Genomic DNA, 25,500 nt, shown 5'->3' on the forward strand with positions numbered 1-25,500 from the left:
CCCGGCGCGCCCGACGACCACCCGCGGGTGGAAGCCGGGTGGAGATCGTGTGCGCTCAGACGTCGCGCACGCGAAGCGTCGTCACGGCCGCTGCCGTCATCCACACGGTGAACACGGTCATCACCGCCAGTCCGAGAAGCGGCGGCACGCCGGAGCCGACCACCGTGTAGGACGCCTGGCCCGCGGTCGTGGGCCAGAAGGTCCCGGCGAACCGCCCCACGATCCCCGGGAGACCCGGTGCGAGGGCCGGTATCAGGAGGGCGACGGTCACGATGATCGCGAGTGCACCCGAGGAACTGCGGGTCAGCGTGCCGAACGCCGTCCCCAGCACGGCTGACAGCACGAGGTACGCGGTGGCGCAGATGATAGCGCGAACGGTGTCGCCATCTGCGCTCGCGGTCGGCAGGCCGGCGGCGGCGAGCGCCGCCTGACCGGCCGCGAAGCTCGCTGCCACCGTGGCGACCGCGACGATCGCGGTCACGCAGACGGTCACGAGCACCTTCGCGGTGAACAGTCGAGCGCGCCGTGGCGCGATGGCGAGGGTACTGATGATCTGCCCCGACGCGTACTCGCTGGTGATGGCTTGCGCGCCGAGCATCGCCATCAGCAGCTGTCCGACGAGGATCCCCTTGAAGCCGACGCCGACGGGGTCGAAGTCCTGGGGCAGCTCCGCGTGCCAGTCGGCGCTCAGGCCGCTGATGCCCAGCAGGCTGACGAGAGCGGTGACGACGACAGTGGATGCGGCGAGGAGCCAAGTGCTTCGCACGCTTCGCGTCTTGATCCATTCCGATGCGAACAGATTCATCTCATGCCGCCTTCCGGTCGAGAGTGGTCATGCGAAGGAACGCGTCTTCCAGCGAGTCGCGAACAAGTGTCAGCTCGGACACCTCCGCACCCGCCGTGGCGGCGAGGCGGCCCACCTGATCTGTGGACGCGTCTCGCACCTGGAGCGCGTCGGGGTGCATGGGGTCCGGGGCAGTGGACAGCCGCGCGTCCGTGAGGATCCTGGCGAGGCCGACGGGGTCCGGTGTACGGACGCGGACCCAGGCTGTCGTCCGGGTGGCGATGAAGGATCGAAGCGGCTCGTCAGCCAGCAGCGTCCCGCGGTGGATGACGATCAGGTGGTCCGCTGTTAGCTCCATCTCGCCCATGAGGTGACTCGAGAAGAGCACGGTGCGTCCCTCTGCGGCGAGCTCTCGCATGAGCGCGCGGGCCCAACGGATCCCCTCGGGATCGAGGCCGTTGAGCGGTTCGTCGAAGATGACGATTCCCGGATCGCCGATCAGCGCGGTCGCGATCCCCAGGCGCTGCTTCATGCCGAGGGAGAACGCTCCGGCCGGTCGGTCACCGGCGTCGGCGAGGCCCACGATCGCCAGCATCTCGTCGACGCGTGACCGGCGGATGCCGGCCGCGCGGGCCGTCGCCCAGAGGTGCGCGCCGGCGGAACGTCGCGGGTGCACGGAGCGCGCGTCGAGCATCGCGCCCACCACGCGTGCCGGGTTGGGCAGCTCCGCCGCGCGAAGGCCGCCGATGGTCGCAGCTCCGGATGTCGGTCGGTCGAGACCGAGGAACATGCGCAGGGTGGTGGACTTGCCGGCACCGTTCGGGCCGAGGAACCCGGTCACGACGCCCGGTCTGACCTCGAACGACAGTCCGTCGACGGCGACGAGGGCGCCGTAGCGCTTGACGAGGGCGTGTGCCTGGAGCGAGAGGGGAGAACTGAGGGTCATGAGTGGCACACTACACCGTGTGGTGTAGCAACTACACTCATCGGTGTAGAGTTGTCGGTGCAGCCACAGCAAGGAGATGTCGATGTCCGATGCCCGTCTCAAGCCGGTTCGGGAGGGCCAGGCGCACAAGCGTTCCGCGATCCTCACCGCCGCTCGCGAGCTGTTCGTGCGCGATGGTGTCGAGCGCACCAGCATGGACGCGGTGGCGGCGCGGGCCGGCGTGTCCAAGCGCACCGTGTACGACTACTACGGCGACAAGCGACGCCTCCTCCTGGGGGTCGTGGAGCAGGCCGGAGAGGCGGCGCTGATCACGCTCCGCAGGCTGATCGAGCGCCACCTCCCGCCCGTCCTCGCCGACGCCGACCCTGCTGCGACCGAGCGCGCGATCATCGCCTTCGCCCTCGATCTCGGCCGCTCCCAGCTCGCCGACTCGGATTACGCGGCCGCTGTGCGCCTGATCACGGAGAACGAGACGCTGCTTCCGGAACTCGACGACCACCCTCTCGAGACGGCGCACAATCGTGCGCTCGCAGAACGCCTCGAGCTGCTGGCGCGAGCCGGCCTCCTCGACGCCCCTGATCCCGAGCTCGCCGCCGATCACTTCCACGCCCTGACGACCCTGCGCGTCCTGAACGAGCCCGGCCGCCGCCGCGCCCAGCTCGATCGCGTGGATCGGATCATGACCGACGGTGCACGCGCCTTCCTGCGCGCGTATGCGCCCGACGGGAGCCGGGCATGACGGAAGAGCGCGACGATGACGTTCAGACGCGGATCCGGCGCGCCGCGTCCCTCAAGGAACGGATCTACGTCGCCTTCACCGCCCTTGCGGTGATCATCGCGCTGCGCGCCCACGATGCGCATCCGGATGCGGGCCTCGCGCTGGGAACGCTCGTGATCACCGTTGCTGCGACGGTCTGCGCCGTCTATGTCGCCGACCTCCTCAGCCACATGGTGGTGCACTCGCGCGTGCCGGGGCGTGTCGAGCACCGGCACATGGTGGCCAGCACACTGGGGGCGGCCACCGTCGCGCTCCCGCCGGTCGTGTGCATCGGTCTCTCGGCGCTCGGGCTCTACGACGCCTCGGTAGCTCTGCTGGCCGCGATGCTCATCACGACCGCCACCCTCGTCGCGATCGGCCTGCTCGCCGTGCGACGGCTCGCCGTTCCCCGGGTGCAGCGCATCGTGATCCTCGCGGGGGAGGCGGTGCTCGCGATCGGGGTCATCGCGCTGGAGCTGCTCTCGCACGGCTGAGGGCGACGCGCGCCAAGCGGCGTCGACCCGCCTCTTAGGATGGATCGGATGACCGGGTGGACGTGGCAGGCGTGGTTCGGCCTCATCGGGGGCTCGCTGGTCTTCTTCGCCGTACTCGGCCCGATGCTTCTGATCCAGATGCGTCGCTACGGCACGCTCTCCTTCGCGAGGTTGCTGGGAGCCGCAGCGACGAGCGTCTACGCGGTCGCGCTCGTCGCCTACACGCTCTTGCCGCTGCCCGATGTCGCGGCGAACTGCGTGGTCAGCAGCGCCGGCATCGAGCTCGTCCCCGGGCACTCCGTGGGCGACATCCTGCGTGAGACCCAGGGGCTCTCGTTCGCGTCCGCCCTGACGAGTCGCGCCACACTGCAGGTCGCGTTGAACGTCGTGCTGTTCATCCCGTTCGGAATCATCGCGCGGCGGTACTGGAACCGCGGACCGGTCGTGTCCATCGTCCTCGGAGCAGCGCTGTCGCTGCTGATCGAGACGACGCAGTTGACCGGGGTCTGGGGGATCTACGACTGCGCGTATCGCGTCGCCGACGTCGATGACCTGATCACGAACACTGTCGGCACCGCGATCGGTGTCCTCCTCGCCCCGCTCCTCCTGTCCTGGATGCCGAGCGCCGACGCGCTGCGCCGTGATCGTTCGCTGCCGCGCCCGGTCACGGTGTGGCGACGCTGGTTCGGCATGGTCCTGGACGCCGTCGCCGTCAACGTCGTGAGCGGGCTGCTCTCGCTGACGCTCATCGTGCCCCAGCTCGTGATCACCGGGGGCGCGGCGCCGTCGGGATCGGTCGCGATCGCCGGCGTCGCCGTCGTCGGTGTCGGGACGATCGCGCTCGTCGTGGTGCTGCCCGCAGTACTGGGTACGGGAGCGTCTATCGGGCAGCGGCTGGTGTGGCTGGCCCCAACGTGGCCGGCTGATCGCGCGGGCAGATGGCGGCGCGTGCATCGCGCATCGGTCGTGGCGCTGCCCTACACGGTCGCCGTCGTCCTCGACCAGCTCCCCGGCGCCGAAGCGGGACCCACACAGACCGTGGTCGGCCTCATCGGGATCGTCAGCACGATCATCGTGATGGTCGCCGTGGTGTCCGTCCCCTTCAGTCGTGGACGCCGCGGACTCTCGCTCGTCCTCTCCGGTGGCGAGTTGCGAGACGTCAGATCCTGAGCGCGGAGCTCGCCGTGCGCTGTCGTGAGAGCGGTCCCGGCGGATACCGTTGACGCGTCGCTGAGATCTCGGCCATCCGCGAGGGGCGCCTCTCCCGTTGCGACAGGGCATCTCGTCGTCGGCCCACCGAGGAGCGGAGAACCCCATGCCGGACTTCATCGTCGATCTCGTGGCCAAGTCATTGCTCTGGCTGCAGGGGCTCGTGCTGGCCGGACTCATCGCCGGTCTCATCGTGTACGACGTCCAGTTCGGCAGGTCGCTGCCCGTTGCTCTCTGGGGCGTGATCGTGCTCCTGCTCATGGCGGGCTGGCTCGCGGCCGCACTGGCGCACCGGGCGACGCGTACCTGGGTGGTCGCCTTCGCACTGATCGTGAACGTCGTCGTGTTCGCCGCGTTGCGGCAGGAACTCCTGCCGCAAACGTCTCTCACCGTCTTCGTGGTGGCCCTGCCCGTGCTGGGGCTGGGCCTGCTTCCCCGTCCCTGGCCGACGGCGGCCGTCGTGCTGCTCGTGCTCTTCGTCGTCGTCCCCTGCGCGATGACGGGGGTGTGGCCGGCGACCCTCGCGGACGTGTTCTTCGATGTCGGGACACTCATCGCACTGTCGATGATCATCGTCGTCGCGGCCCTCGGCGCTCGGGCTCTTCGTCGTCATGCCGCTCGCCTCAGCGCGGCGCACCGGGCGCGCGAGCAGGCGCTCACCCGTGTCACCGACGGAAAGATGCTCGTCGACGCCGTCATCGGCGCGGTTCCCACGGCGATCGCGGTCTACGATCCGGAGGGAACGCTGCTGCTCGCGAACCCTCGCGCCCACGAGGTCGCCCGCCACGAGGGGTACGAGCTGGAGAGTCCCGCAGAGCCCGTCGCCTCAGGTGCCGTGTTCGCCGCGGATCGCACGACGCCCGTGCGTCGTGGCGATCGGCTCCTGCAGACGGTGCTCGATGGAACGGAGCTTCCCCCCACGCTCGCCTGGGTGGGCCCGCCGGGGCATCAGCGCGCCTATGTCCGTTCCTCGTCGAAGATCGCCCGCCCTGACGGCTCGGCGCTGGGCACCCTCGTCGTGGCTGAGGACATCACCGAGGTGCTCCATTCCGAGCAGATGCGCGACGACTTCCTCCACACCGTGTCGCACGAGCTCCGCACCCCCATGACCCCGCTCATCGGTCATCTGGACCTGCTGAGCGAACGGGTCGCGACCACCGATCCCGGCGCCCAGGAGCGGATCGAGGTCATCCTGCGCAGCGTCGATCGCATCATGACCCGCATATCGGAGCTGCTGACCGCAGCAGATATCCGCATGGAACTGCAGATCAAACCGACCGATGTCGCCGCGCTCGTGACCGAGTGCGTGCGCAGTGCGCGTCACGATGCGGCGAAGCGCGACCTGACCATCCGGTCAGAGGTGATCGATGCCGCGATCGCGATGGCGGACCCCGGGCGCATCCGGCAGGCGGTGTCGGAGCTGCTCACCAACGCGGTCAAGTTCGCCGACGAAGGCTCCGACGTACACGTGCTCTGCGACCGGGTGGACGACGAGATCCGCATCCGCGTCAGCGACGCGGGGCCGGGGATGAGCGAGGTCGAACAGCACCGCGCGTTCGACCGTTTCTACCGCGCGCCGAGGGCGCACCAGGACGCCGTCCAGGGGTTCGGCCTGGGGCTGTCCGTGGTGCACAACATCGCTACTGCCCACGCCGGGATGGCATCGCTTGCGGGCAGCCCGATCGGCGGGACGGAAGCAACGATCCGCATCCCCGCGATCTGACCGGCCTCGTGCGCCGCGCACCGATAGCGTGGGAGAGCTGCGCCCGGAGGGCGCATGCCTCCTTTCGAAAGGTCCGCCGCCTGTGACACCGACGTCGCTGACTTCTGCACAGCTCACCGCCGTTCTCGAGCCGCTCGGCGAGGTGGCGCACAGCGAGCCGCTGACCGGCGGGATGTTCGCTGTCACCTCGGCCGTGACGCTCGTCGGCGGCGCCCGTGTCATCGTGAAGGCGACCCCGACCGACGTGCGCAAACTGTGCCGCTACGAGCACGGGATCGCCGCATCCGAGGCACTCGTGTACGAGATGCTCGCCGGCCGCGCACCGGTGCCCGAGGTGCTCCTGACCGACTTCACCCGCTCGGTCGTCGACGCCGACATCGTGGTCACCCGCCAGCTGTCCGGCCGGGTATGGAACGATCTCGAGCTGGATGCGGCCGCCACCGCTCGCGCACGTCGCGCCCTCGGTGCGCTGATGGCCGAGCTGCACCGGGTGCCGGCTCCGGCCTTCGGATACCCCGCGCATGAGACGGGCATGCGCTGCCATGACTGGCGCACCGCGGTCACGGCGATGTTCGACGGCATCCTCCGCGACGCTGCCGAGTCGGGCACGATCGTGCCCGAGCCGAGGGTACGTGCCGTGCTGGCGCGCCACGGGCATGCGCTGGATGCGGTCACGGCTCCGGTCGTCGTGCACAACGATCTCTGGCCGGCGAACATCTTCCTCGACGAGGATCTGCGGATCGTCGGACTGATCGACACCGAACGCACTGTGTGGGGCGATCCGCTGTTCGATCTCGTGGGGGCGAATCAGATGGCCGAAGAGGGCGCCGAGGAGCAGATCATCGAGGGCGACACGGATGCCGGGGGAGTGCTCGCCGCTGAACTCGCGTCGCCGACGGGGCCGATCCGCCTCGCCCTATACCGCCTCTACTATCGCCTCATCCTCGTCACCGAGATCGACATCCGCGGCTTCGAGGGCGAGTGGCTCACGCAGTACCGGGCTTCGGTGGCTCGTCTGCTCGACGACGCCCTGCACGATCTGGAGGCGGAGGCGCCCCCGGGCAGGCTATGAATCGGCGATGCCTGCGCGATCGCGGGAATCGCCGGTCGAGCGGGGCGGTTGGCGGTCGTGAGCAGGCCGTGCACGAAGCCGCGGCCTCACCGATAGAGCCCGGCCGAGTGGCCGACTCGGACGAAAGGAGACACATCGATGGCAAGGATCACGGTTCTCGGTGGGAGCGGCTATGCGGGCGCGGCGGTCGTCGCGGAGGCACACCGCCGCGGTCACACGGTCACCTCGCTCAGTCGCACAATGCCGACGGATCTCGTCGACGGCGTCGACTACGTGCAGGGCTCGATCCTCGACGAGGGCGTGCAGGATAACGTCGTGGCGGACCGCGATGTCGTGGTCGTGGCGCTGTCCCCGCGCGGGGACATGGCAGGCAAGGTCGAAGGCGTGGTGGAGTCGCTCATCGAGCGTCTCGTCGGCACCGCCACCCGTCTCGGCTACATCGGCGGCGCGTCCTCGCTGCTCGTGGAGGAGAACGGTCCGCGCCTGTGGGACGTGACCCACGCGCACATGCCGGCCGAGGTGAAGCCGGAGGTGGAGACCGGGCTCAACGCTCTCGAGCTGCTGAGCTCCAGCCCCGAGGGACTCGATTGGTTCTACGTCAGCCCGCCGGAAGAGTTCGGTTCCTGGCTCGGCACGGCGTCGACGGGGCGGTACACGCTCGGCGGCGACGTGCTCCTGCGTGACGCCGACGGCACGTCCACCATCTCCGCCGCCGATCTCGCGCTGGCCATCCTCGATGAGATCGAAAGCCCCGCCCACCACCGGGCGCGTTTCACGGCGATCGCCTGAACCGGCCGGCCGGCCTCATCCGCGAGGGGAGAGGCCGGCCTCATCGACCACTCGGCGAAGCTCTGCCACGATGAGCTCCGGTTGATCGAAGATCACGTTGTGGCCCGACCGCGTGGCCGGTATCAGGTGTGCGTCCAGCCGCCGAGCGGTGGTGGCATGCGCCCGGTTGATCTCCCGCCGCCTGGTGCGTTCGCCGAATCCCGCCCGCATCCCGGTGATGACGCTCGCTCGGATGTTCCGGACGGCGTCGAGATGCGCCGCATCCTGTCGCAGGGCGGACAGCGAGGGCAGGAACTGTGCCAGCTCGGGCGCCATCGTCCGCTCCAAGGCGGCGAGATCGCGTCGCAGCTGCATGCCGACCTCCATCGGCTGCGCGTGCAGTGCCCGGCGTCGCAGCAGCGCGATGCTCGCGCGTGCGCTGAGCGAGGAGAAGCGCGGCGGCCGGGAGACCATGCGCTCGGCGAGAGCGGGGGTGAAGTAGGAGTCGATGTGCTCGTCGGTCTGATCGACCAGCACGAGGGCTCGGACATCCAGAGTCCGCCGCGCGGCGAGCGTGCGCACGATCGGCCCGCCCCAACTGTGTCCGACGAGGATCAGGGGGCGCGTCTCGGCAGCCAGCAGAGCGCCGAGATCGTCGGCCAGCCGCACGAGTGTGCGCGGTGCCCCATCCTCGTCGCTCGCGCCGATCCCGGCACGGTCGTAGCAGACCGTCGCGGCGAAGCACGAAACGGCGGGGACGACACGGCCCCATGCTGCGGCGGAGAAACCCATCCCGGACTCGAAGACCACCACTGCCCGTCCGACGCCCGCGCGCCGCGCGCTGAGCGATCGACCGTCGGGAAGGCTGAGTCGGCGCGGTGCGCCCAGGGGATGCGCGCCGCTCATGCGTCGCGAGCGGGGCGCCGGATGCGGGGGGCAGGTGCCGGCGGAACAGGCTTCGCGGCGACGATGTCGACGCGGCGGATGCGCTCAACGCCGCGTTTTCCGTCGACGACGACCGTCTCCTCGTCGGCGCTGAGGAGCTCTCCGAGCGCATCCGTCGCCTGTCCGGTCGGGAGTAGATAGCGCACGACGACACGCGCGCCGGGCTCGGGGAGTGTCACCATGCGCCGGGTGCGTAGTCCTTGAGGAACACGCCGAAGAGGTCCTCGCCCGCCTCCCCGCGCACGATCGGGTCGTACACGCGGGCCGCGCCGTCGACGAGGTCCAGCGGTGCGTGGAAGCCCTCTTCCGCGAGACGCACCTTCGTGGGATGCGGCCGCTCGTCGGTGATCCAACCGGTGTCGACGCTCGTCATGAGGATGCCGTCGCTCTCGAACATCTCGCGCGCGCTCGTGCGGGTCAGCATGTTGACGGCGGCCTTGGCCATGTTCGTGTGCGGGTGGCCGGGACCCTTGTATCCGCGATTGAAGACGCCCTCCATGGCGCTCACGTTGACGATGTAGGTGCGCCGGGCGCTGCTGGCCGCCAGCGACGGCCGGAGCTTCGAGATGAGCAGGAACGGTGCGGTCGTGTTCGCCAGCTGCACTTCGAGCATCTCGAGCGGATCGACCTCCTCCACACGCTGCGTCCAGGAGTTGACGTGGTCGAGATCGGGGATGAGTCCGCCCGCGTCGATCGCCGTGCCCGCCGCCAGGCGCTCCAGCGAGCTGGATCCGGCCGCCATGGCCTGCTCCGTGAGCTCCTCGGCGCGGGCGGCTGCGGCGGCGAGAATGGGGTGCGCGCTCACCGAGCGTTCGAGAGCCTGCGGGTGCTGGTCGTTCGTGTGCCCGAAGGTGACCAGCTCCGGAAGCCGACCGTCGGGAAGCGGCGCCAGCTCCGCATCGACGAGCGGCTGGTAGGCGCCGGGGGAGCGGCGCACGGTCTGGGTCGCGTTGTTGATGAGGATGTCCAGCGTCCCCGCCGCAGCCACGTCCTCCGCGAGCCCGATCACCTGGGCGGGATCGCGCAGGTCGATACCTACGATCTTGAGCCGGTCGATCCAGTCCGCCGCATCCGGCAGGCTGCTGAAGCGGCGGACCGCATCCCGGGGGAAGCGCGTGGTGATCGTGGTGTGCGCGCCGTCGCGGAGCAGGCGCAGCGCGATGTACATCCCGATCTTCGCCCGGCCGCCGGTCAGCAGAGCGCGCTTGCCGGTGAGGTCGGTGCGTGCGTCGCGCTTGGCGTGGCTCATCGCGGCGCATTCGGGGCAGAGCTGGTGATAGAACGCGTCGACCACCGTGTACGGCTTCTTGCAGATGTAGCAGCCGCGTGCTTTGAGCAGGGTCCCGGCGGTGGGCGTCGTGGTCGAGCTGCTGATCGGGATGCCGCGCGTCTCGTCGTCGATGCGATCGGGCGCGCCGGTCGCCGTGGCGTGCACGACCGCGCGGTCCGCGGCGGCGATCGCATCGCGGATCTCTCGGCGCCGCACCTTCTTGGTGGCCTTGAACATCGCGGCCGTCGCCCGCCGGACCGTGACGTAGTCAGGGTGGGTCTGATCCACCTGCGCGAGCTCCTCCAGCACGCGCAGGGTGGTGGCGAGATCGTCGGGATCGATGCCGCTGGGCTGCGGATCGGTGTGGGCAGAGGTCGCGTCGGGCACACGAGATTCTACGTCGGGCGCCTGTGTGGGGCTGTTAGCGTGCCAGGGTGACCCTCGCAGAGCCCCGCCGCATCCACGTGTCCGCCGCGGTCATCCGCGACGCCGACGGGCGGCTCCTCCTCGTGCGCAAGAGCGGGACGACCGCGTTCATGCAGCCCGGCGGCAAGCCGGAGCAGGGTGAGGATGCGGCCACGACGCTCGTGCGCGAGGTCCGGGAGGAGCTCGGACTCCGGCTGGATGCAGGCGACCTCGAGCCGCTGGGATCGTTCGCGGCGGCTGCCGCCAACGAGCCGGGGTTCGAGGTCGTCGCAGAGGTCTTCGCCGCCGACATCCACGGCCAGACGCCCGTCGCCTCCGCTGAGATCGCCGAGCTGCGCTGGGTCGGACCGGACGAGGTCGATGAGCTGGAGGTCGCGCCTCTCGCGCGCGAGTACTTCCTGAGCTGAGCGTCGCGCCTCGCCGGACTCGATGAGGGGTCGGAGCGGGTTCAGCCCTGCGCGCTGTCAGCCTTCTGTCCGCCGGCTTCGAGCACGTCACCGGCGGGAAGCTCCTGGTGGCCGCCGAACTGCAGCCGCATCGCCGAGAGAACCTGGTTGGCGAAGTGATCCTCGCCGCGCGAGGCGAAGCGCTCGAAGAGGGATGCGGCCAGCACCGGCGCGGGCACTCCGGTGTCGACAGCGGCCTTGACCGTCCAGCGCCCCTCGCCCGAGTCGGACACGCGGCCGGCGAGGCCGTCGAGCGTCGGGTTGGCCTGGAGCGCCGCCGCCGTGAGATCCAGCAGCCACGACGAGATCACCGATCCGCGACGCCAGAGCTCGGACACCTTCGCGGTGTCGATGTCGAACTGGTAGAACTCCGGCTCCTCCAGCGGAGCGACCTCCGCGGAGTGGCTGGCCTCGCGCGTTCCCGCATCCGCGTTGTGGAGGATGTTGAGGCCCTCGGCGAGCGCGGCCATGATGCCGTACTCGATGCCGTTGTGCACCATCTTGACGAAGTGGCCGGCGCCGGAGGGGCCGCAGTGGAGGTAGCCGCGCTCCTCGGGGGCGAGCTCGCCGGAGCGTCCGGGTGTGCGCTCGACGTCGCCGACGCCGGGCGCGATCGTCTTCAGGATGGGCTCGATGTGCGTGAACGCCTCATCGGGTCCGCCGACCATGAGGCAGTACCCACGCTCCAGGCCGAACACACCGCCGCTCGTGCCCACGTCGACGTAGTGGATGCCGGTGTCCTTGAGTGCCGCGGCGCGGCGGACGTCGTCGCGGTAGTTCGAATTGCCCCCGTCGATGATGATGTCGCCGGGCTCGAGCACCTCCGCGAGCTGGTCGACGACGCCGCCGGTGAGTCCCGCGGGGATCATGAGCCAGACCGTGCGCGGCGTCTGCAGCTGGGACGCGAGCTCGGCGAGAGACGCCGCACCCGTCGCGCCCTCGGACTCGAGGCCGGCAACCGCATCCTGGTTGACGTCGTAGACGACGCAGTCGTGGCCGTCCTTCATGAGCCGGCGCACGATGTTCGCACCCATTCGACCCAGACCGATCATCGCGAGCTGCATGCTGATTCCTCGTTCCCTTTCGACGAGCGCCGGCGACGGCCGACCCTCTCCAGAGTCTAAGGACGAGGACGCAGGCCGGCGCCGTTCGCGCGTCGAATGCGCGTCAGTCGTTCGCCGAATCGAGTGCTTCGTCCATTCCACGCAGGATCTCGGCGCAGCGCGCGACGTCCTCCGGCGTTCCTGAGAGCTCGAACTCGAAGACCACGGGGCGTCCGCTGATCTCGGCGAGCTCCCGTGCGGCGGCCTGGTAGTAGGCGCCGAAGTTGCGATTGCCCGACCCGATGATGCCGACGAGGCGGCGGCGATTGGCCGCGGAGCGCAGAAAGGCCCGCACAGGTGCGGGCAGGGTCACCTCGTCCGCGTTGCCCGCCTTGTAGGAGGGTGTCAGCAGAACCCACCGTCCGGAGGCCTCGGTGCGCCTCACCTCCGGATCGGCGAGGTCCCGCACGGCGCGGCCGTCGAGGGCGGCCAGATGCTCGGCGAAGCGGCGCGTGAGGTTGGACACCGAGGAGTAGTAGTAGACCGGGATCTGGGCCATGCCCCCAGTGTTGCGCCCGGCGCGGGTGCGGCTTTCTCACGGCGCCGGGAATACTCCGTCGAGGTCGGTGCTTGAGCACAACATGGTTGAGAATTCACACATCTCCGTGGCCACGGTTCCCGCGGCGGAGGTCCGGGTTCGGGTGCAGGTGCCGCTCCGGTTCTCGGACGGCTATACGACCGGTGCCGATGTGCTCACGTTCGACGGCTTGATCGACGGCAAGGAGCACCTTCTGCTCGGCCTCGGCGACTGGCGGGGCGCACTCGATCGCAGTGCGGCCGGCGGAGATGCGCCGCTCGTGCGCCCGCATAGCGAATGCCTCACGGGAGATGTCTTCGGCTCCGAACGCTGCGACTGCGGCCCGCAGCTGCGCGAGGCGGTGGAACGGATCGCCGCCGAGGGCGGGTTCTTGCTCTACCTCCGACAGGAGGGGCGCGGTATCGGCCTCTACGCGAAGCTCGACGCCTATGCGCTCCAGGATGCGGGACTGGACACCTACGAGGCGAACGTGGCGCTGGGCCGGGGTGAGGACGAGCGCGACTACACCGCGGCCGCGCAGATGCTCCACGCCGTCGGCGCCGAGCGCATCCGGCTCCTCAGCAACAACCCCGACAAGGGCGCGCAGCTCGAGGGCCTGGGGATCCGGGTGACCGAACGTGTGCGCACGGCTGTGCACCTGTCCGCGTCGAACGCGCGCTACCTGGCCGCGAAGCGCGACCACACCGCCCACGCGATCGACCTGCCCGCCGCGTGATGGACACGGCGGCAGCATCGCGCGTGTCGCGCCCGACGCGGTCGCTGACGGACGACGAGATGGCGACGTGGCTTCCGTTGATCCGCCTCGTGCAACTGCTGCCGCAGGCCCTCGATCGCAGACTCCGGGATGAGGGCGGCATCAACCACGCGCACTATGCGATTCTCGTGACCCTCGCCGGGCGCGCCGCTCAGCCGGCGACCATGACCGACCTCGCCCACGTCGCAGGCCTGAGTCGCTCGCGGCTCAGCCACGCCGTCGACGCCCTCGAACGCCGCGGCTGGGTCGAGCGCACGACCTGCGGCAGCGATGGGCGCACCCAATCGGCCCGCCTGACAGACGCCGGCTGGGACATCCTGCGCCAGGCGGCTCCGGCCCATGTCGCCCAGATCCGTTCGCTGGTCCTTGACCGACTCGACGAGTCGGAGCGCTCGGCCCTCGCCGCCATCGCGGCCAAGCTCGTCCCCGGCGTCGAAGCAGCGCTCTAACCGCGCGATGCTCGCCCCGGCGTAGCCTGGAGGGATGCGTGAGCGGATGCGGGAGGCGGCTGCCCGCTTCGTGAAGGTGGCACCGCACGAGGGTGAGCACCGTGTGGCCATGAGAGTCGCCGTGTCCGTCGCGGTCCCGCTGCTGGTGCTCGTCTCGATCGGCCGGCTCGACCTGAGTGTCTACGCGAGCTTCGGTGCCTTCGCGTCTCTGTACGGTCGGCTCGACGGGCATCGCGACCGCATCCTCATGCAGCTTGCCGCGGGAGGCGTGCAGGTGGCGGCGATGGTTCTCGGGACGGCTCTCTCGGTCATCGACGCGCCCGATGCGCTGAGGGTGATCGCGGTCGCCGCGCTCGCCGCCGGGGTCACATTGCTCGCGCACGCCTACCGGTGGCATCCGCCGGGCGCACTGTTCGCCGTCTTCGCGGCCGGTGCGTGCGCGACGCTCCCGGCGACCTGGCTCACGCTCGCCGAAGGCGCGGTCGTCGGTGCGGGCGGCGCGGGGTTCGCCGTCGCGGTGACGGTGCTTATCGCCGTCGTGCGGCGACGATTGACGGTGCCCGCTGCGCCCGTGCCCCGCGGGCGCAGCGCCGTCGCGGCCGAGATGGCACTGACGGTGGGAGCCGGTTCGCTGCTCGCCGGAATCGCGGGGCTCGCGCTGGTCGGCACGCACTGGTACTGGGCGATGGTCGCCGCCGTGGCGGCGCTGGGCGGTGCGAGCACGACCGCGCGCGTGGTGCGGGGCGCGCAGCGGCTGATCGGCACCGGTGTCGGCATCCTCCTGGCAGCGGCGCTTCTCATGCTTCCGCTCCCGCCGTTGGCGGTGCTCGCGGTCGCCATCGTCCTGCAGGTGTGCGCGGAGCTGTTCGTCGGACGCAACTACGGACTCGCGATGGTGTTCATCACTCCGCTCGCGCTGCTCATGATCGAACTCGCCGTGCCCGTGGACCCGGGCCCATTGCTGCGGGACCGTCTGGTGGACACACTGCTCGGCGTGGTCGTCGGGACGGCCGTCGCGGTCGTCTCCGCGACGGTGCGTCGCCGGCGGGCGCAGCCCTAGGCTGGAGCGCATGCAGCAGCGTCCGCTTGGCAACACCGGTAGGTCGGTCTCCGCTCTGGGGCTCGGAACGTGGCAATTGGGAGCGGACTGGGGTGAGGTCGACGAAGCCGAGGCGCTGGAGGTCCTCGCCACGGCCGCGGATGCCGGAGTCACCCTCTTCGACACGGCCGATGTCTACGGCGACGGGCGCTCCGAGCAGCTCATCGGTCGGTTCCTCCGTGAGCGGGGCGAGCATGGGATCACGGTCGCGACGAAGATGGGGCGGCGTCTGCCGCAGGAGAAGGCGAACTACTCTCCCGACAACTTCCGTGCCTGGACCGACCGTTCCCGCCGCAACCTCGGCGTCGACACACTGGACCTGGTACAGCTGCACTGCCCGCCTTCCAGCGTGATCGATGACGCGTCGACATACGACGAGCTGGACCGTCTCGTCGACGACGGCGCCATCGCGGCCTACGGCGTCTCCGTGGAGACCAGCGCACAGGCGCTCAGCGCGATCTCCCGACCCGGAGTCACGAACGTCCAGATCATCCTCAATCCCTTCCGCCTGAAGCCGCTCGACGAGGTGCTGCCGGCGGCCGCGGACGCGGGTGTGGCGATCTTCGCCCGTGTCCCGCTGGCATCGGGACTGCTGAGCGGTCGCTACACGAGCCGGACCCGGTTCGCAGCCGACGACCACCGCAGCTACAACCGCCAGGGTGAGGCGTTCGACCGGGGTGAGACGTTCTCTGGCGTCGACTACGACGAAGGGCTCGTCGCTGCCGACGAGCTCGCCCGGGCTCTGGGGGAGGGCGTCTCCCTCCCGGCCGCCGTCCTCGCCTGGATCGCGGCGCTGCCGGGGGTCACGAGCGTCATCCCCGGCGCGCGGACGCCCGCGCAGGCTCGGGCCAACGCGGACGCTGCGCAGCTGCTCGAGGGCGGTCTCGACCTCGACGCCTTCGACGCCGTCATCCGCGACGTGTACGACCGGCGCCTGCGCGCCGATATCCACCCGCACTGGTGACCGTCCGCCGTCGACGCGTCGTCGCGGCTGTCGCCGCGGCGATCATGGTCGCGGCCGGGCTCGCCGTGCACCGGTTCGCACCCGACGGTGCGCCCAGCGACATCGCGGGCGACGCGCTGTACGCACTGCTCGTGTACCTGCTGGCCGTCGCGGTCGTCCCGCGTCGCGCCGTCTGGGTTCCGGCGATCGCCGCCTGGGTGTGGTGCACGGTGATCGAGCTGTTCCAGCTCACGGGTCTGCCTCTCGCGTGGGGCGCCGGGTTCCCGCCGATCATGCTCGTGCTCGGCACTGTGTTCGACGCCAGGGATCTCGTCATCTACACCGTGACGGTGCTCGCAGCAGCCACCGTCGATCGACTCTCCGGCGCGGCTGTCGGGCGCGCGAGGCGCGAGAGCGGAGCATGACGGACATGGGGATCCGGATCGCTGTGGTCATCCCGTGCCGCGACGACGCCGAGATGCTCGCCGTGTGCCTGCGTGCGCTCGCCGCGCAGCAGCGCCCGGCCGACCGGATCATCGTCGTCGACAACGCGAGCAGCGACGACTCGGCGTCGGTCGCGCGCGCCGCGGGCGCGGAGGTGGTCGCCGAGAGCCTCGTCGGCATCTGGCCGGCAGCCGCCGCAGGCTACGACGCCGCCTCGGCGGATGCCGACGTGATCGCGAGGCTGGATGCGGACTCCCGCCCTCATCCGGACTGGCTGGTGCGCATCGATCGCGCGTTCACCGCCGACGCGGGCCTCGGCGTGCTGACCGGCGGCGCCGAGTTCTACGGTTCCACTCGCCTCGTGCACTACCTCGGCGAGCACTGGTACATCGGCGGAGGGCGCTTCTGGATCAACCTGTGGCTCGGCATCCCGCTGGTGTTCGGATCGAACTTCGCGATGCGCGCCGGGGTATGGGAGCGTGTGCGCGATCAGGTCCGTCGGGACGATGCGCGGGTGCACGACGACCTGGACCTGACCATCCACCTCCGCCGCGACGACGGCGTGCGCTGGGACCCCCTGTTGCGCATGCCGGTGTCGTCTCGTCCGCTGGTGCACCCGCGCGGGCTCGCCGAGCGGCTGGGCAAGGTCATCACCACCTTCGCCGCGAGCTGGCCGCGCGGTCGCTTCCGCGCCGCCGTCCGCCAGCCGGTGCGCCCGCGGCGGCGTCTGGGGACAAACTCCGGCGGAAGGGGCTCGGGTCCTACGCTGGGCTGATGCACTTCACGTTCCGGGCGGCGCTGTTCCGGTGGGAGGCGCGTCGGGACGCCGACTGGTTCTTCGTCGCGGTGCCCGCCGATGAGAGCGAGATGATCCGCGAGGTGCCGCGCCCGCCGAGCGGCTTCGGAGCGGTGCGTGTGGCCGTGGAGGTCGCCGGGGTGCCGTGGCGCACCTCGGTCTTTCCGGATGCGGCGAGCGGCACCTATCACCTGCCGATAAAACGCGCCGTACGTGAGGCCGCGGGGGCGGGCGAGGGAGACGAGATCCAGGTCGAGCTGACGGTCCTGGACGCGTGAGATGCACGCTGCCTCACTCGCGTTGCTCATCGCCTACGGCGCTCTGGCGGTCCTGAGCGTCGCGTTGGCGGTGATCGATGTGCGCACGCATCGCCTGCCCAACGCGCTCGTGCTGCCCGCGTACCCGTTCCTCCTCGCGGCGCTCGCTGTCGCCTCCCTCGGCCGCGCGGACGTGGTGCCGTTGCTTCAGGCGGTCATCGGCGGCGCGATCGCGTTCGTGTTCTACCTCTTGCTGCGTCTCGTGCAACCTCGAGGAATGGGCGGCGGCGACGTGAAGCTGGCCGGGCTGCTCGGAATCGCGCTCGGGTACCTCGGGTGGGACGCGCTACTGCTGGGGCTGTTCGCCGGCTTTCTGCTCGGCGGGCTCTTCAGCGTCGGCTTGGTGCTCTCACGTCGCGCCGGGCGTCGAACCCGCATCCCGTTCGGTCCGTGGATGCTGCTCGGAGCCTGGATCGTGATCGCGAGCACCGCCCTGACCTAGGGATGCGGCGAGCCGCTGTCAACCGAGCGGCGCCGAGGAGCGCGAACGCTAGCCTGGCGCGATGAGCAGCACTTCCGTCTCCCCGCAGCCGCTCGTCGCCCGCGTGACCGCCTGGGTGCTGCGTCGAACGCTGGTGCGCGCGTTCCTGCGCTACAGCGAACGACGCGGCCCGCAGCTCGCCGACAGCGTCACCTATCGCGCCTTGTTCAGCATCTTCGCCGCCGTCCTGCTCGGTTTCTCGATCGCGGCGATGTGGCTGGCGGGCAACCCGGCCGCTTTGAGCTCCCTCGCGGACGCGGTCAACTCCGCTGTTCCGGGACTGGTCGGAACGGGCGGCGACGGACTGATCGATCTGTCGGACATCGAGGCGCCGGCCGGTCTCACGATCGCGGGCGTCATCTCGCTCGTCGGTCTGATCGGAGCTGCGATCGGCGCCATCGGATCGCTGCGCATGGCCGTGCGCACGATCGCCGACACCTCGGGCGAGGACGTGTTCTTCCTCTGGGTGCTGCTGCGCAACCTCGGCCTCGCCGTCGCGATCGCGGTCCTGCTCGTGCTTTCGGCGGCGGCCACCTTCGTCGGTTCGCTCTCGGTGACCACGGTGCTGTCCTGGCTCGGCATCGCTGAGGACTCCGCCGCGGCGCAGGTCGGTACGCGCGCCGTGGGCGTCCTGGTCGTCTTCGTGCTCGATGCGCTCGTCGTGCTGCTGATGTTCTGGACGATGTCGGGCATCAGGGCACCGCGTCGCGCGCTTCTGGCCGGTGCGGCGCTGGGAGGTGCCGGCCTGACCGTGCTGCAGGAGCTGTCGGGCCTGTTCGTCGGGGGAGCGAGTTCGAATCCGCTGCTGGCGTCGTTCGCGTCGATCGTGGCGCTGCTGCTGTGGGTGAACCTGTCGGCTCAGGTGCTGCTGATCGCTGCCTCCGTGATCGTCACGATCACGCGCGAGTCCGGGGACCGGATGCGGGAGCGCTTCGGCGCATCCACGTTCGCTGAGCGCCGTCGTCAGCGCGCCGAAGATGCGGTGCGCATCGCCTCCGAGGAGCTCCAGCGTGCGCAAGCGGCGGTCCAGGCGGAGCAGGACAAGACGCTCGAGAAGGCTCAGCGCGCGTAACGCTCGACGAACGTCCGCAGCATACGCGCGGGGTGCGTCACGGGCGTGCGTCGCACGGCGGCCAGAGTGGCGTCGAGTTCTCCCGCGGCGAAGTAGCCGTGACCGGCGTAGGCGCGGATCCGGTTCGAGATTCCCGCCACGTCGAGTTCTGGATGGAACTGCGTCGCGTAGACGTTCGTGCCGACCCGGAAGGCCTGCACAGGACACGAGGGTGAGCCGGCGAGCAGCGTGGCGTGAGCGGGCAGATGCCGCACGGCCTCCTTGTGCCCGACGAACGCCTCGAACCTGTAGGGCATCCCCGCGAAGAGTGGATCGGCGCGTCCCCAGGCGGTGAGCGAGACGGGGACGACGGAGATCGGCTCGGAGTAGGTGCGATCGATCGTCGCACCCTGATGCACGCCGAGCGTCCCGACGCCGTAGCAGGCGCCGAGGAACGGCATGTCGCGGGCGACGACATCGTCGAGCAGCGCCGACATCTCCCGTTCCACCCGCACCTGCACCGGCGACTTCCGCTCCGGTGGATCCGACGCGTTGAAGGGTCCACCCCCGACGATGATGCCCGAGAGCTCGTCGAGGTCCAGCTCGGGCATCGGCTCCGCTTCGAGGCGCACCCGCCGAAGCTCGGCGGGTGCGAGCCCCGTGTGGCGGAGCATGAGGGCGTACTCCTCGTCGGCGGGGCCGTCCTCGGCCCGAGTCGCGAGCAGCACGAAGGGTTTCACGTCGGGATTCTAGGCCACCGTGCGCGCCGGGCGGGCGGGGTGGCCCCGAGGTCTAGGCTGGGCCGCATGGCTATCGCACGACTGACCGGAGGCCCCCTCGACGGGCAGGTCATCCCTCTGGAAGAAGGCGTCGACGACGCGCTCATCGTTCCCTACGGCGAGGGGCAGCTGGTCTATCAGCGCCAGGCGGTGGACGCCGATGCTGACGGCCCTCAGCAGGAGGTCTTCGCCTTCGTCGAGACGACCGAACCGGTCAATCCCGACGAAGAAGACCGCAACGAGTGAGCGCATCGCAGGAACCGACCCGCTCGGTCGAGATCGAGCGCACCTACGACGCCGACGCCGACACGCCGCTTCCCGACTGGTCGAGCCTGCCGGACGTCGCGAGCGTCGACCCGGCGCAGCAGCGTGACCTCGACGCCCGGTACTTCGACACGCCGGGCCTCGACCTCGCGCGCGCCAAGGTGGCGATCCGCCGCCGCACGGGCGGCCACGACGCCGGTTGGCACGTGAAGTCGAGCGCCCCCGAAGGTCGTCACGAATGGGGATGGCCGATCGTCGACGACGAGCCGACGGTGCCGGATGCGGTCGCCGCCGCGGTCGCGAACTGGGCCGCGGGCCCCTTCGTGCAGATCGCCCGCATCCGCAACAGCCGCACGGCCTACCTGCTCCGCGACGCCGACGGCGGAATCGTCGCGGAGGTCGTGGACGACCGTGTGCGCGCGAGCGAGGCCGCGACGGGTGCCGAGCGGGCGTGGCGGGAGTGGGAGGTGGAGCTGGGTCAGGCTGCTCCGGCCGACCCCGTCTGGCGGGAGACGTTCTTCGCCGCGGCCGACGCGCTGGTCACCGCCGCCGGCGGCTCCGTGTCCGCATCCGATTCCAAGCTCGGCCGCGCCCTCGGGCGCTGACCCCGAACGCAGAAGGCGCCCTCCGTGAGGAGGGCGCCTTCTGCGTTCGGAGCCGAGGATCAGAAGTTGATCATGTGACCCGCGAGACCGTGAAAGGCCTCCTGCAGGGCCTCGGACAGCGTCGGGTGGGTGTGCACGTTGCGCGCCAGCTCGAGTGCGGTGAGGTCCCACTTCTGGGCCAGCGTGAGCTCCGGCAACAGCTCGGACACGTCCGGTCCGATCATGTGACCGCCGAGCAGCTCGAGGTGCTCCGCGTCCGCGATCAACTTGACGAAGCCCACGGGCTCGCCGAGTCCGTGCGCCTTGCCGTTGGCCATGAACGGGAAGGTCGCGACCTTGATCTCGCGACCGGTCTCGCGTGCCTGAGCCTCGGTGAGGCCGAAGGAGGCGACCTGCGGGGAGCAGAACGTCGCACGCGGCATCATGCGGTAGTCGCCGAGCGCCATCGTCTCCTCCTTGCCGATCGTCTCGGCCGCAACGACACCCTGTGCCTCGGCGACGTGGGCGAGCTGCAGTTTGGCGGTGACGTCGCCGATGGCGTAGATGTGCGGCACGTTCGTGCGCATGTAGTCGTCGATCGCGATGGCGCCGCGGTCGGTGAGGGCGACACCGGTCTTCTCCAGGCCGAAGCCCTCGACGCGCGGGGCGAAGCCGATCGACATGAGCACCTTGTCGGCCTCGATCGAGCTCTGTGCACCGCTCTTGTTGTCGGTGTAGGTGACGGTGACCTTGTCGCCGGAATCGACGACCGACTCGACCTTCGTGGAGGTCAGGATGTCGATCCCGTAGTTGCGGTACTGCTTCTGGATCTCCTTCGACACGTCGGCGTCCTCGTTGGGAAGCGCGCGGTCGAGGAACTCGATGATCGTGACCTTCACGCCGTAGTTCGACATGACGTACGCGAACTCCATGCCGATCGCGCCGGCACCGACGATGACGATCGAGGACGGGAGCTCGCGCGAGAGGATCTGCTCCTCGTAGGTGACGACGTTCTCGCTCAGGGTCACGCCCGGAAGCAGTCGCACGGTGGAGCCGGTCGCGATGATCACGTTGTCGAAGGTGACGCGCTCGGTGGAGCCGTCGCTCTTCGCGACGTCGATGGAGTGGTCGTCGACGAAGGTTCCGCGGCCGTCGTACTCGGTGACCTTGTTCTTCTTCATCAGGTAGTGGATGCCCTTGACGCGGCCCTCCGCCACCTCACGGCTGCGATCGAAGGCCACGCCGTAGTCGAAGCTCACCTCACCGGTGATGCCGAACAGCTTGGCCTTGTGGGCGAAGGTGTGGGCGAGCTCCGCGTTCTTGAGAAGCGCCTTGGAGGGGATGCAGCCGACGTTGAGGCACACACCGCCCCAGTACTTCTCTTCGATGATGGCGGTGGACAGGCCGAGCTGTGCGCTGCGCACGGCCGCGACGTACCCGCCGGGGCCCGCGCCGAGGATGACGACGTCGTAATGAGGCATACGTCCAGCCTATCGCTCGGTGGAGTTCGAACGGCCTGCCGTGCGCTCGCTCGCCGCCTGCTTCTGCTGGCGCGCCCGAGCCCCCAAAAGCCACACCACGAGGCCGATCGCGATGAGCACGACGATCGCTCCCACGACCCAGGGCCAGACCGGCGCGGACTGGCCGGGGCTCGGCACCGTCTCGACGAGGGTCGTCACCACCGGCTCGGGGGTCGCAGCGGATTCGGGGGTCGCGTCGGACGTCTCGGACGGGGTCGGAGTCGGAGTCGGGGCCGCATTCGAGGTGAACGCGAACTCGCCGGCGATCGGGTGGCCGTCGCTGGAGACGACGCGCCAGGCCACCGAGACCGCGCCGCTTGCCGAGCCGGTGAGCGGCTGGGTGACGACGTTGGCGCTGACGGTCGGCGCCCCATCGGTCAGGGAGGCCCCGGAGGCGTCCGTGACCTGGACGACGGTCGTCGATGCGTCGGAGAGCAGATCCCCGCTGAAGGTGAGGGTGAGCGCCGCCGGCAGCGCGTCGACCGTCGAACCGGACGCGGGATCGGAGGAGACGAGCTCATCGTGGGCGAACGCGGGCGCTGTGCCCAGCAGAACCCCGCCGGATGCGATCAGAAGCGTGGCGAGAGCGGCGACGAGCGCGCGCACGGGATGGCGGCGAGAGGTCTGGGAAGTCACGGCGACGAGCCTAACGCCGCGTGCTTTCGACCGGCTGTGCGTGGCGACGCCGTCACGGCGGCGATGCATACCGCACGCAGAATCCGCTCACCGGAGCGATGTCGGGCGGAGGGTCCGATCGGTTAGGCTGGGTGAGAGGAGGACGACGTGGACGAGCAGTACAGGCCCCGCCCGGACAGCATCCGTCGCGAGAGCGACCGAGCCATGCCGGCGCACGACACCACGCAGACCTTCGGGCACGACTCGGACCTGTCCTTCGTGCCGTTCGGCAGCGAACTGAGCGAGCCCGAGCTCGAGGCGATCGAAGCGCTCCCCTCGGGGGCCGCGCTGTTCATCGTGCGCTCCGGCCCGACTGCCGGAGCCCGCTACCTGCTGGACACCGACGTCACCACGGTCGGCCGGCATCCCGACGCCGACATCTTCTTCGACGACGTCACCGTCTCGCGCCGTCACGCCGAGATCACCCGCGTCGGGCGTGCGTTCGAGATCGTGGACCAGCGTTCGCTGAACGGCACCTACGTCAACGGCGAGCGCGTCGATCGCGACACGCTCAGCAACGGCGCCGAGGTCCGTATCGGCAAGTTCCGCCTGAACTTCTTCGTCTCGCCCGCCGACCTTGCGGCAGCAGAAGGCTGATGGCGGCGGTCTCCGCCCGCGGCCGCAGTGAGGCCACGGGCCTGCTTAGCATCGGGCAGGTGCTCGCACGGCTGACCCCCGAGTTCCCGGCGCTGACCTCCTCCAAGCTGCGCTTTCTCGAAGTGCAGGGCATCGTCACCCCGCGACGCACCGAGACCGGCTACCGGAAGTTCACGCCGAAGGACCTCGAGCGGCTGCGTCTGGCGCTCACCCTGCAGCGCGATCACTACCTTCCCCTCGTGGTCATCCGCGAGTATCTCGACGACCTGGATGCGGGACGCGATCCCGCATCGCCCGCGGTCGGCGTGCCGCGCTCGATCGTCCCCGCCGCGCGGCGCTACCGCCGCGACGAACTGCTGCGGACGGCGGGGGCGGGCACCCAGCTGCTCAACGACGCCCTGAGCACAGGCCTCATCGTCGGCGGCGAGACCTACGACGAACAGGCGCTGGCCATGCTGCGCGCGCTCGTCGCGCTCGATCGCCATGGCATCGAGCCGCGCCACCTGCGTGCCGTGAAGCAGAGCGCCGACCGTGACGTCTCCCTCGTGGAGTCGGCGCTCGCACCGCTGCGACGCCGCACGGATGCGGCCTCTCGCGGCCGTGCGGCGGAGACCGCACCGGAGCTCGCCCGACGCATCGCCGACGTTCGCGAGGCGCTCGTGCGCGCCTCGCTCGAGCGGCTCGACGGATGATCGCGCGACACGCCGAGTCTTCGAGGCGGATGTCATTGCCGGAGGGGGAGGCCTCCTCTAGCGTGGAGGTAACCCGCGACACGAAGGAGGCGCCCGCATGACCGCTGGCGAACCGCTCGGCGAGATCCCTCTCGCTGCCGACCTCCTCTTCACCGACGGTCTGCCGCAGATGGACGACGAGGTCGGATATCGCGGCGCGGTCGCGGCGCGTGCTGCCGGCATCACCTACCGACAGCTCGACTACTGGGCGCGGACCGAGCTCGTCGAGCCCACGGTCCGCGGCGCGTCTGGATCGGGATCGCAGCGTCTGTACGGCTTCCGCGACATCCTCGTGCTGAAGCTCGTCAAGCGGCTCCTCGACACCGGTATCTCGCTGCAGCAGATCCGCACCGCGGTCGAGCAGCTGCGCGTCGCGGGCATCCGCGATCTCACGGGTACGACACTCATGAGCGACGGCGCGTCGGTGTATCTGTGCACCTCGAACGACGAGGTCATCGACCTCGTCAGCCGCGGCCAGGGCGTCTTCGGCATCGCGGTCGGCAAGGTCCTGCGCGAGGTCGAATCCACGCTCGTCTCGTTCGACCCGCAGGTGCCGGACCCCTCCGACGAGCTCGCCGCTCGCCGTACTCGCCGCACGGCCTGAGAGCTGACTTTCCCCGCTGCGCGAGTCGCGGCGCTGTGCCTTCGGCGTGCATGAGAAGCGCCGCCGACCTTTCGGTCGACGGCGCTCATGGCGTGTCGGTCACTGCGGCGCGTCGGTCACTGCGCGGGGGCGTCCTCGGGGGTAGCGATGCGGCCCGTTCGCATGATGCGGTCCAGCAGCGCATCGAAGTCGGCCGCGAGTTCCTGCGCCGAGTCACCGGGCCAGATGTGCAGGGGCTTCGCCGCGCCCTGCGCCTGCTGCAGCGACGTGCGTTCGGGCAGCTGAGGTGAGAGCACGAGCGGACCGAACATGTCGCGCAGCTCCTTGATGCGGAACTGGTGCTCGATCGACTGGGGCCGAACGCGGTTGACGACGATGCCCAGGGGCTGCAGGCGCGGTGAGAGACCGCGGCGGATCTCCTCGATGGCGCGCAGGGCCCGGTCGGCGGCGGCGACGGAGAACAGTCCGGGTTCCGTGATCACGACGACGCGGTCGCTGGCCGCCCAGGCGGTGCGGGTGAGCGCGTTCAACGACGGTGCGCAGTCGATGAGGACGAGGTCGTAGTCGGCCTCGACGGTGGCGAGGGCCTCCTCGAGCTTCCACACGTCGCGCACGCTCGGATGCGGGCCGTCGAAGTTGATGGCGGACGGGCTGCCGATCATCACATCGATCGTGCCGGGGTGCACCTTGGTCCAGCCGCTGGAGGTGATCGCCTGCTTGACCACCTTGTCCTTGGGGTTCGCGAGGACGTCGGCCACGTTCAGCCGGCCGGCGACCTGGATATCCATGCCGGTGGAGACGTCGGACTGCGGGTCGAGGTCGACGACGAGGGTCCGCACGCCGCGCGCGAAGGCCGCCGAGGCGAGACCGAGTGTCACGGTCGTCTTGCCGACGCCGCCTTTGAGGGAACTGACGGAAAGGACGTGCACGC

The 25,500-nt window shown here is 70.0% G+C and carries 32 protein-coding genes; 21 read left to right on the forward strand and 11 right to left on the reverse strand.

The features are described from left to right. Positions 1–55 precede the first annotated feature (55 nt). Both PQV94_RS05985 and PQV94_RS05990 read right to left on the reverse strand, forming a co-directional pair. The gene (locus PQV94_RS05985; RefSeq protein WP_274287865.1) at positions 56–805 is read right to left on the reverse strand and encodes an ABC transporter permease; all 750 of its coding nucleotides are present in this window, start codon (positions 803–805) and stop codon (positions 56–58) included. A 1-nt stretch (position 806) separates the two neighbouring features. After that, positions 807–1,730 carry an ABC transporter ATP-binding protein gene (locus PQV94_RS05990; protein WP_274287866.1) on the reverse strand — a complete coding sequence of 308 codons (924 nt, stop codon included), beginning with the start codon at positions 1,728–1,730 and terminating at the stop codon, positions 807–809. 82 nt (positions 1,731–1,812) lie between these two features. Between PQV94_RS05990 and PQV94_RS05995 the strand changes: the two genes are divergently transcribed. From PQV94_RS05995 to PQV94_RS06020, 6 genes are all read left to right on the forward strand, one after another. After that, a complete protein-coding gene (locus tag PQV94_RS05995; protein ID WP_274287867.1) occupies positions 1,813–2,469 on the forward strand; it encodes a TetR/AcrR family transcriptional regulator in 657 nt (218 codons plus the stop codon). Next, on the forward strand, positions 2,466–2,981 hold the full coding sequence (locus tag PQV94_RS06000; protein ID WP_274287868.1) for a hypothetical protein: 516 nt from the start codon (positions 2,466–2,468) through the stop codon (positions 2,979–2,981). The genes PQV94_RS05995 and PQV94_RS06000 overlap by 4 nt, the downstream gene beginning before the upstream one ends. Positions 2,982–3,029: 48 nt before the next feature. After that, entirely contained in the window at positions 3,030–4,151 is a 1,122-nt protein-coding gene (locus PQV94_RS06005; RefSeq protein ID WP_274287869.1) for a VanZ family protein, read from the forward strand. A 145-nt stretch (positions 4,152–4,296) separates the two neighbouring features. Further along, positions 4,297–5,913: a sensor histidine kinase gene (locus PQV94_RS06010; protein WP_274287870.1), complete on the forward strand. Its 1,617-nt coding sequence runs from the start codon at positions 4,297–4,299 to the stop codon at positions 5,911–5,913. Positions 5,914–5,995: 82 nt separating this feature from the next. Next, the gene (locus tag PQV94_RS06015) at positions 5,996–6,985 is read left to right on the forward strand and encodes a phosphotransferase family protein (protein WP_274287871.1); all 990 of its coding nucleotides are present in this window, start codon (positions 5,996–5,998) and stop codon (positions 6,983–6,985) included. A 138-nt stretch (positions 6,986–7,123) separates the two neighbouring features. Further along, a complete protein-coding gene (locus PQV94_RS06020) occupies positions 7,124–7,774 on the forward strand; it encodes an NAD(P)-dependent oxidoreductase (protein WP_274287872.1) in 651 nt (216 codons plus the stop codon). A gap of 15 nt (positions 7,775–7,789) precedes the next feature. Here PQV94_RS06020 and PQV94_RS06025 read toward each other — a convergent pair whose 3' ends face one another. From PQV94_RS06025 to PQV94_RS06035, 3 genes are read right to left on the reverse strand one after another with little or no spacing between them, the layout of a single operon-like run. Continuing rightward, on the reverse strand, positions 7,790–8,659 hold the full coding sequence (locus PQV94_RS06025) for an alpha/beta fold hydrolase (RefSeq protein WP_274287873.1): 870 nt from the start codon (positions 8,657–8,659) through the stop codon (positions 7,790–7,792). Beyond that, complete coding sequence (locus PQV94_RS06030) at positions 8,656–8,880, reverse strand: putative acetyltransferase (protein WP_274287874.1); 225 nt, start codon at positions 8,878–8,880, stop codon at positions 8,656–8,658. Before PQV94_RS06030 ends, PQV94_RS06025 begins: the two co-directional genes overlap by 4 nt. Continuing rightward, the gene (locus tag PQV94_RS06035; protein WP_274287875.1) at positions 8,874–10,355 is read right to left on the reverse strand and encodes an SDR family oxidoreductase; all 1,482 of its coding nucleotides are present in this window, start codon (positions 10,353–10,355) and stop codon (positions 8,874–8,876) included. Before PQV94_RS06035 ends, PQV94_RS06030 begins: the two co-directional genes overlap by 7 nt. A 47-nt stretch (positions 10,356–10,402) precedes the next feature. Here PQV94_RS06035 and PQV94_RS06040 point away from each other — a divergent pair, with 47 nt between their 5' ends. After that, positions 10,403–10,801 carry an NUDIX hydrolase gene (locus PQV94_RS06040; protein WP_274287876.1) on the forward strand — a complete coding sequence of 133 codons (399 nt, stop codon included), beginning with the start codon at positions 10,403–10,405 and terminating at the stop codon, positions 10,799–10,801. A gap of 41 nt (positions 10,802–10,842) precedes the next feature. Here PQV94_RS06040 and gnd read toward each other — a convergent pair whose 3' ends face one another. Both gnd and PQV94_RS06050 read right to left on the reverse strand, forming a co-directional pair. Beyond that, complete coding sequence (gnd, locus tag PQV94_RS06045) at positions 10,843–11,904, reverse strand: phosphogluconate dehydrogenase (NAD(+)-dependent, decarboxylating) (RefSeq protein WP_274287877.1); 1,062 nt, start codon at positions 11,902–11,904, stop codon at positions 10,843–10,845. 103 nt (positions 11,905–12,007) lie between these two features. After that, positions 12,008–12,442: a ribonucleotide reductase stimulatory protein gene (locus tag PQV94_RS06050; protein ID WP_274287878.1), complete on the reverse strand. Its 435-nt coding sequence runs from the start codon at positions 12,440–12,442 to the stop codon at positions 12,008–12,010. A gap of 82 nt (positions 12,443–12,524) precedes the next feature. On the opposite strand from PQV94_RS06050, the gene PQV94_RS06055 reads away from it, so the two are divergent. The 9 genes from PQV94_RS06055 (at position 12,525) to PQV94_RS06095 (ending at position 18,836) form a co-directional block, all read left to right on the forward strand. Continuing rightward, on the forward strand, positions 12,525–13,196 hold the full coding sequence (locus PQV94_RS06055; protein ID WP_274287879.1) for a GTP cyclohydrolase II: 672 nt from the start codon (positions 12,525–12,527) through the stop codon (positions 13,194–13,196). A 23-nt stretch (positions 13,197–13,219) separates the two neighbouring features. Continuing rightward, the gene (locus PQV94_RS06060; protein ID WP_274287880.1) at positions 13,220–13,684 is read left to right on the forward strand and encodes a MarR family winged helix-turn-helix transcriptional regulator; all 465 of its coding nucleotides are present in this window, start codon (positions 13,220–13,222) and stop codon (positions 13,682–13,684) included. Between the two features lie 34 nt (positions 13,685–13,718). Then, on the forward strand, positions 13,719–14,744 hold the full coding sequence (locus PQV94_RS06065) for an FUSC family protein (RefSeq protein ID WP_274287881.1): 1,026 nt from the start codon (positions 13,719–13,721) through the stop codon (positions 14,742–14,744). Between the two features lie 10 nt (positions 14,745–14,754). Continuing rightward, positions 14,755–15,747, forward strand: a complete 993-nt coding sequence (locus tag PQV94_RS06070) for an aldo/keto reductase (protein ID WP_274287882.1) — start codon at positions 14,755–14,757, stop codon at positions 15,745–15,747. Beyond that, positions 15,744–16,151, forward strand: a complete 408-nt coding sequence (locus PQV94_RS06075) for a DUF2809 domain-containing protein (protein WP_274287883.1) — start codon at positions 15,744–15,746, stop codon at positions 16,149–16,151. The genes PQV94_RS06070 and PQV94_RS06075 overlap by 4 nt, the downstream gene beginning before the upstream one ends. Before the next feature lie 5 nt (positions 16,152–16,156). Then, entirely contained in the window at positions 16,157–16,945 is a 789-nt protein-coding gene (locus tag PQV94_RS06080; RefSeq protein WP_274287884.1) for a glycosyltransferase family A protein, read from the forward strand. Then, positions 16,945–17,244, forward strand: a complete 300-nt coding sequence (locus PQV94_RS06085; RefSeq protein ID WP_274287885.1) for a DUF1905 domain-containing protein — start codon at positions 16,945–16,947, stop codon at positions 17,242–17,244. The genes PQV94_RS06080 and PQV94_RS06085 overlap by 1 nt, the downstream gene beginning before the upstream one ends. Position 17,245: 1 nt before the next feature. After that, complete coding sequence (locus tag PQV94_RS06090; RefSeq protein WP_274287886.1) at positions 17,246–17,725, forward strand: prepilin peptidase; 480 nt, start codon at positions 17,246–17,248, stop codon at positions 17,723–17,725. Positions 17,726–17,786: 61 nt separating this feature from the next. Next, positions 17,787–18,836: a YihY/virulence factor BrkB family protein gene (locus PQV94_RS06095; protein WP_274287887.1), complete on the forward strand. Its 1,050-nt coding sequence runs from the start codon at positions 17,787–17,789 to the stop codon at positions 18,834–18,836. Here the strand turns inward: PQV94_RS06095 and PQV94_RS06100 are convergent. Beyond that, positions 18,824–19,555, reverse strand: a complete 732-nt coding sequence (locus PQV94_RS06100; protein WP_274287888.1) for a glutamine amidotransferase — start codon at positions 19,553–19,555, stop codon at positions 18,824–18,826. The two genes, PQV94_RS06095 and PQV94_RS06100, sit on opposite strands and share 13 nt — an antisense overlap. A gap of 66 nt (positions 19,556–19,621) precedes the next feature. On the opposite strand from PQV94_RS06100, the gene PQV94_RS06105 reads away from it, so the two are divergent. Further along, complete coding sequence (locus PQV94_RS06105; RefSeq protein WP_274287889.1) at positions 19,622–19,840, forward strand: response regulator; 219 nt, start codon at positions 19,622–19,624, stop codon at positions 19,838–19,840. Beyond that, on the forward strand, positions 19,837–20,463 hold the full coding sequence (locus tag PQV94_RS06110) for a CYTH domain-containing protein (RefSeq protein WP_274287890.1): 627 nt from the start codon (positions 19,837–19,839) through the stop codon (positions 20,461–20,463). Before PQV94_RS06105 ends, PQV94_RS06110 begins: the two co-directional genes overlap by 4 nt. A gap of 59 nt (positions 20,464–20,522) precedes the next feature. Here PQV94_RS06110 and lpdA read toward each other — a convergent pair whose 3' ends face one another. Together lpdA and PQV94_RS06120 are read right to left on the reverse strand one after the other, a co-directional pair. Next, entirely contained in the window at positions 20,523–21,923 is a 1,401-nt protein-coding gene (gene lpdA, locus PQV94_RS06115) for a dihydrolipoyl dehydrogenase (protein ID WP_274287891.1), read from the reverse strand. A gap of 9 nt (positions 21,924–21,932) precedes the next feature. Further along, complete coding sequence (locus PQV94_RS06120; RefSeq protein WP_274287892.1) at positions 21,933–22,598, reverse strand: copper resistance CopC family protein; 666 nt, start codon at positions 22,596–22,598, stop codon at positions 21,933–21,935. A 147-nt stretch (positions 22,599–22,745) separates the two neighbouring features. Between PQV94_RS06120 and PQV94_RS06125 the strand changes: the two genes are divergently transcribed. From PQV94_RS06125 to PQV94_RS06135, 3 genes are all read left to right on the forward strand, one after another. After that, positions 22,746–23,234, forward strand: coding sequence for an FHA domain-containing protein (locus tag PQV94_RS06125; RefSeq protein WP_443192711.1), 489 nt, complete (start codon positions 22,746–22,748; stop codon positions 23,232–23,234). Then, the gene (gene ftsR / locus PQV94_RS06130; RefSeq protein WP_274287893.1) at positions 23,234–23,926 is read left to right on the forward strand and encodes a transcriptional regulator FtsR; all 693 of its coding nucleotides are present in this window, start codon (positions 23,234–23,236) and stop codon (positions 23,924–23,926) included. Before PQV94_RS06125 ends, ftsR begins: the two co-directional genes overlap by 1 nt. A gap of 97 nt (positions 23,927–24,023) precedes the next feature. Beyond that, the gene (locus PQV94_RS06135; protein ID WP_137416709.1) at positions 24,024–24,569 is read left to right on the forward strand and encodes a MerR family transcriptional regulator; all 546 of its coding nucleotides are present in this window, start codon (positions 24,024–24,026) and stop codon (positions 24,567–24,569) included. Positions 24,570–24,685: 116 nt separating this feature from the next. On the opposite strand, the gene PQV94_RS06140 is transcribed toward PQV94_RS06135, so the two are convergent. Next, the gene (locus tag PQV94_RS06140; RefSeq protein WP_137416710.1) at positions 24,686–25,498 is read right to left on the reverse strand and encodes a ParA family protein; all 813 of its coding nucleotides are present in this window, start codon (positions 25,496–25,498) and stop codon (positions 24,686–24,688) included. Between the last annotated feature and the right edge of the window lie 2 nt (positions 25,499–25,500).

It is taken from the genome of Microbacterium sp. Clip185 (genome assembly GCF_028743715.1).
GTDB lineage: Bacteria > Actinomycetota > Actinomycetes > Actinomycetales > Microbacteriaceae > Microbacterium.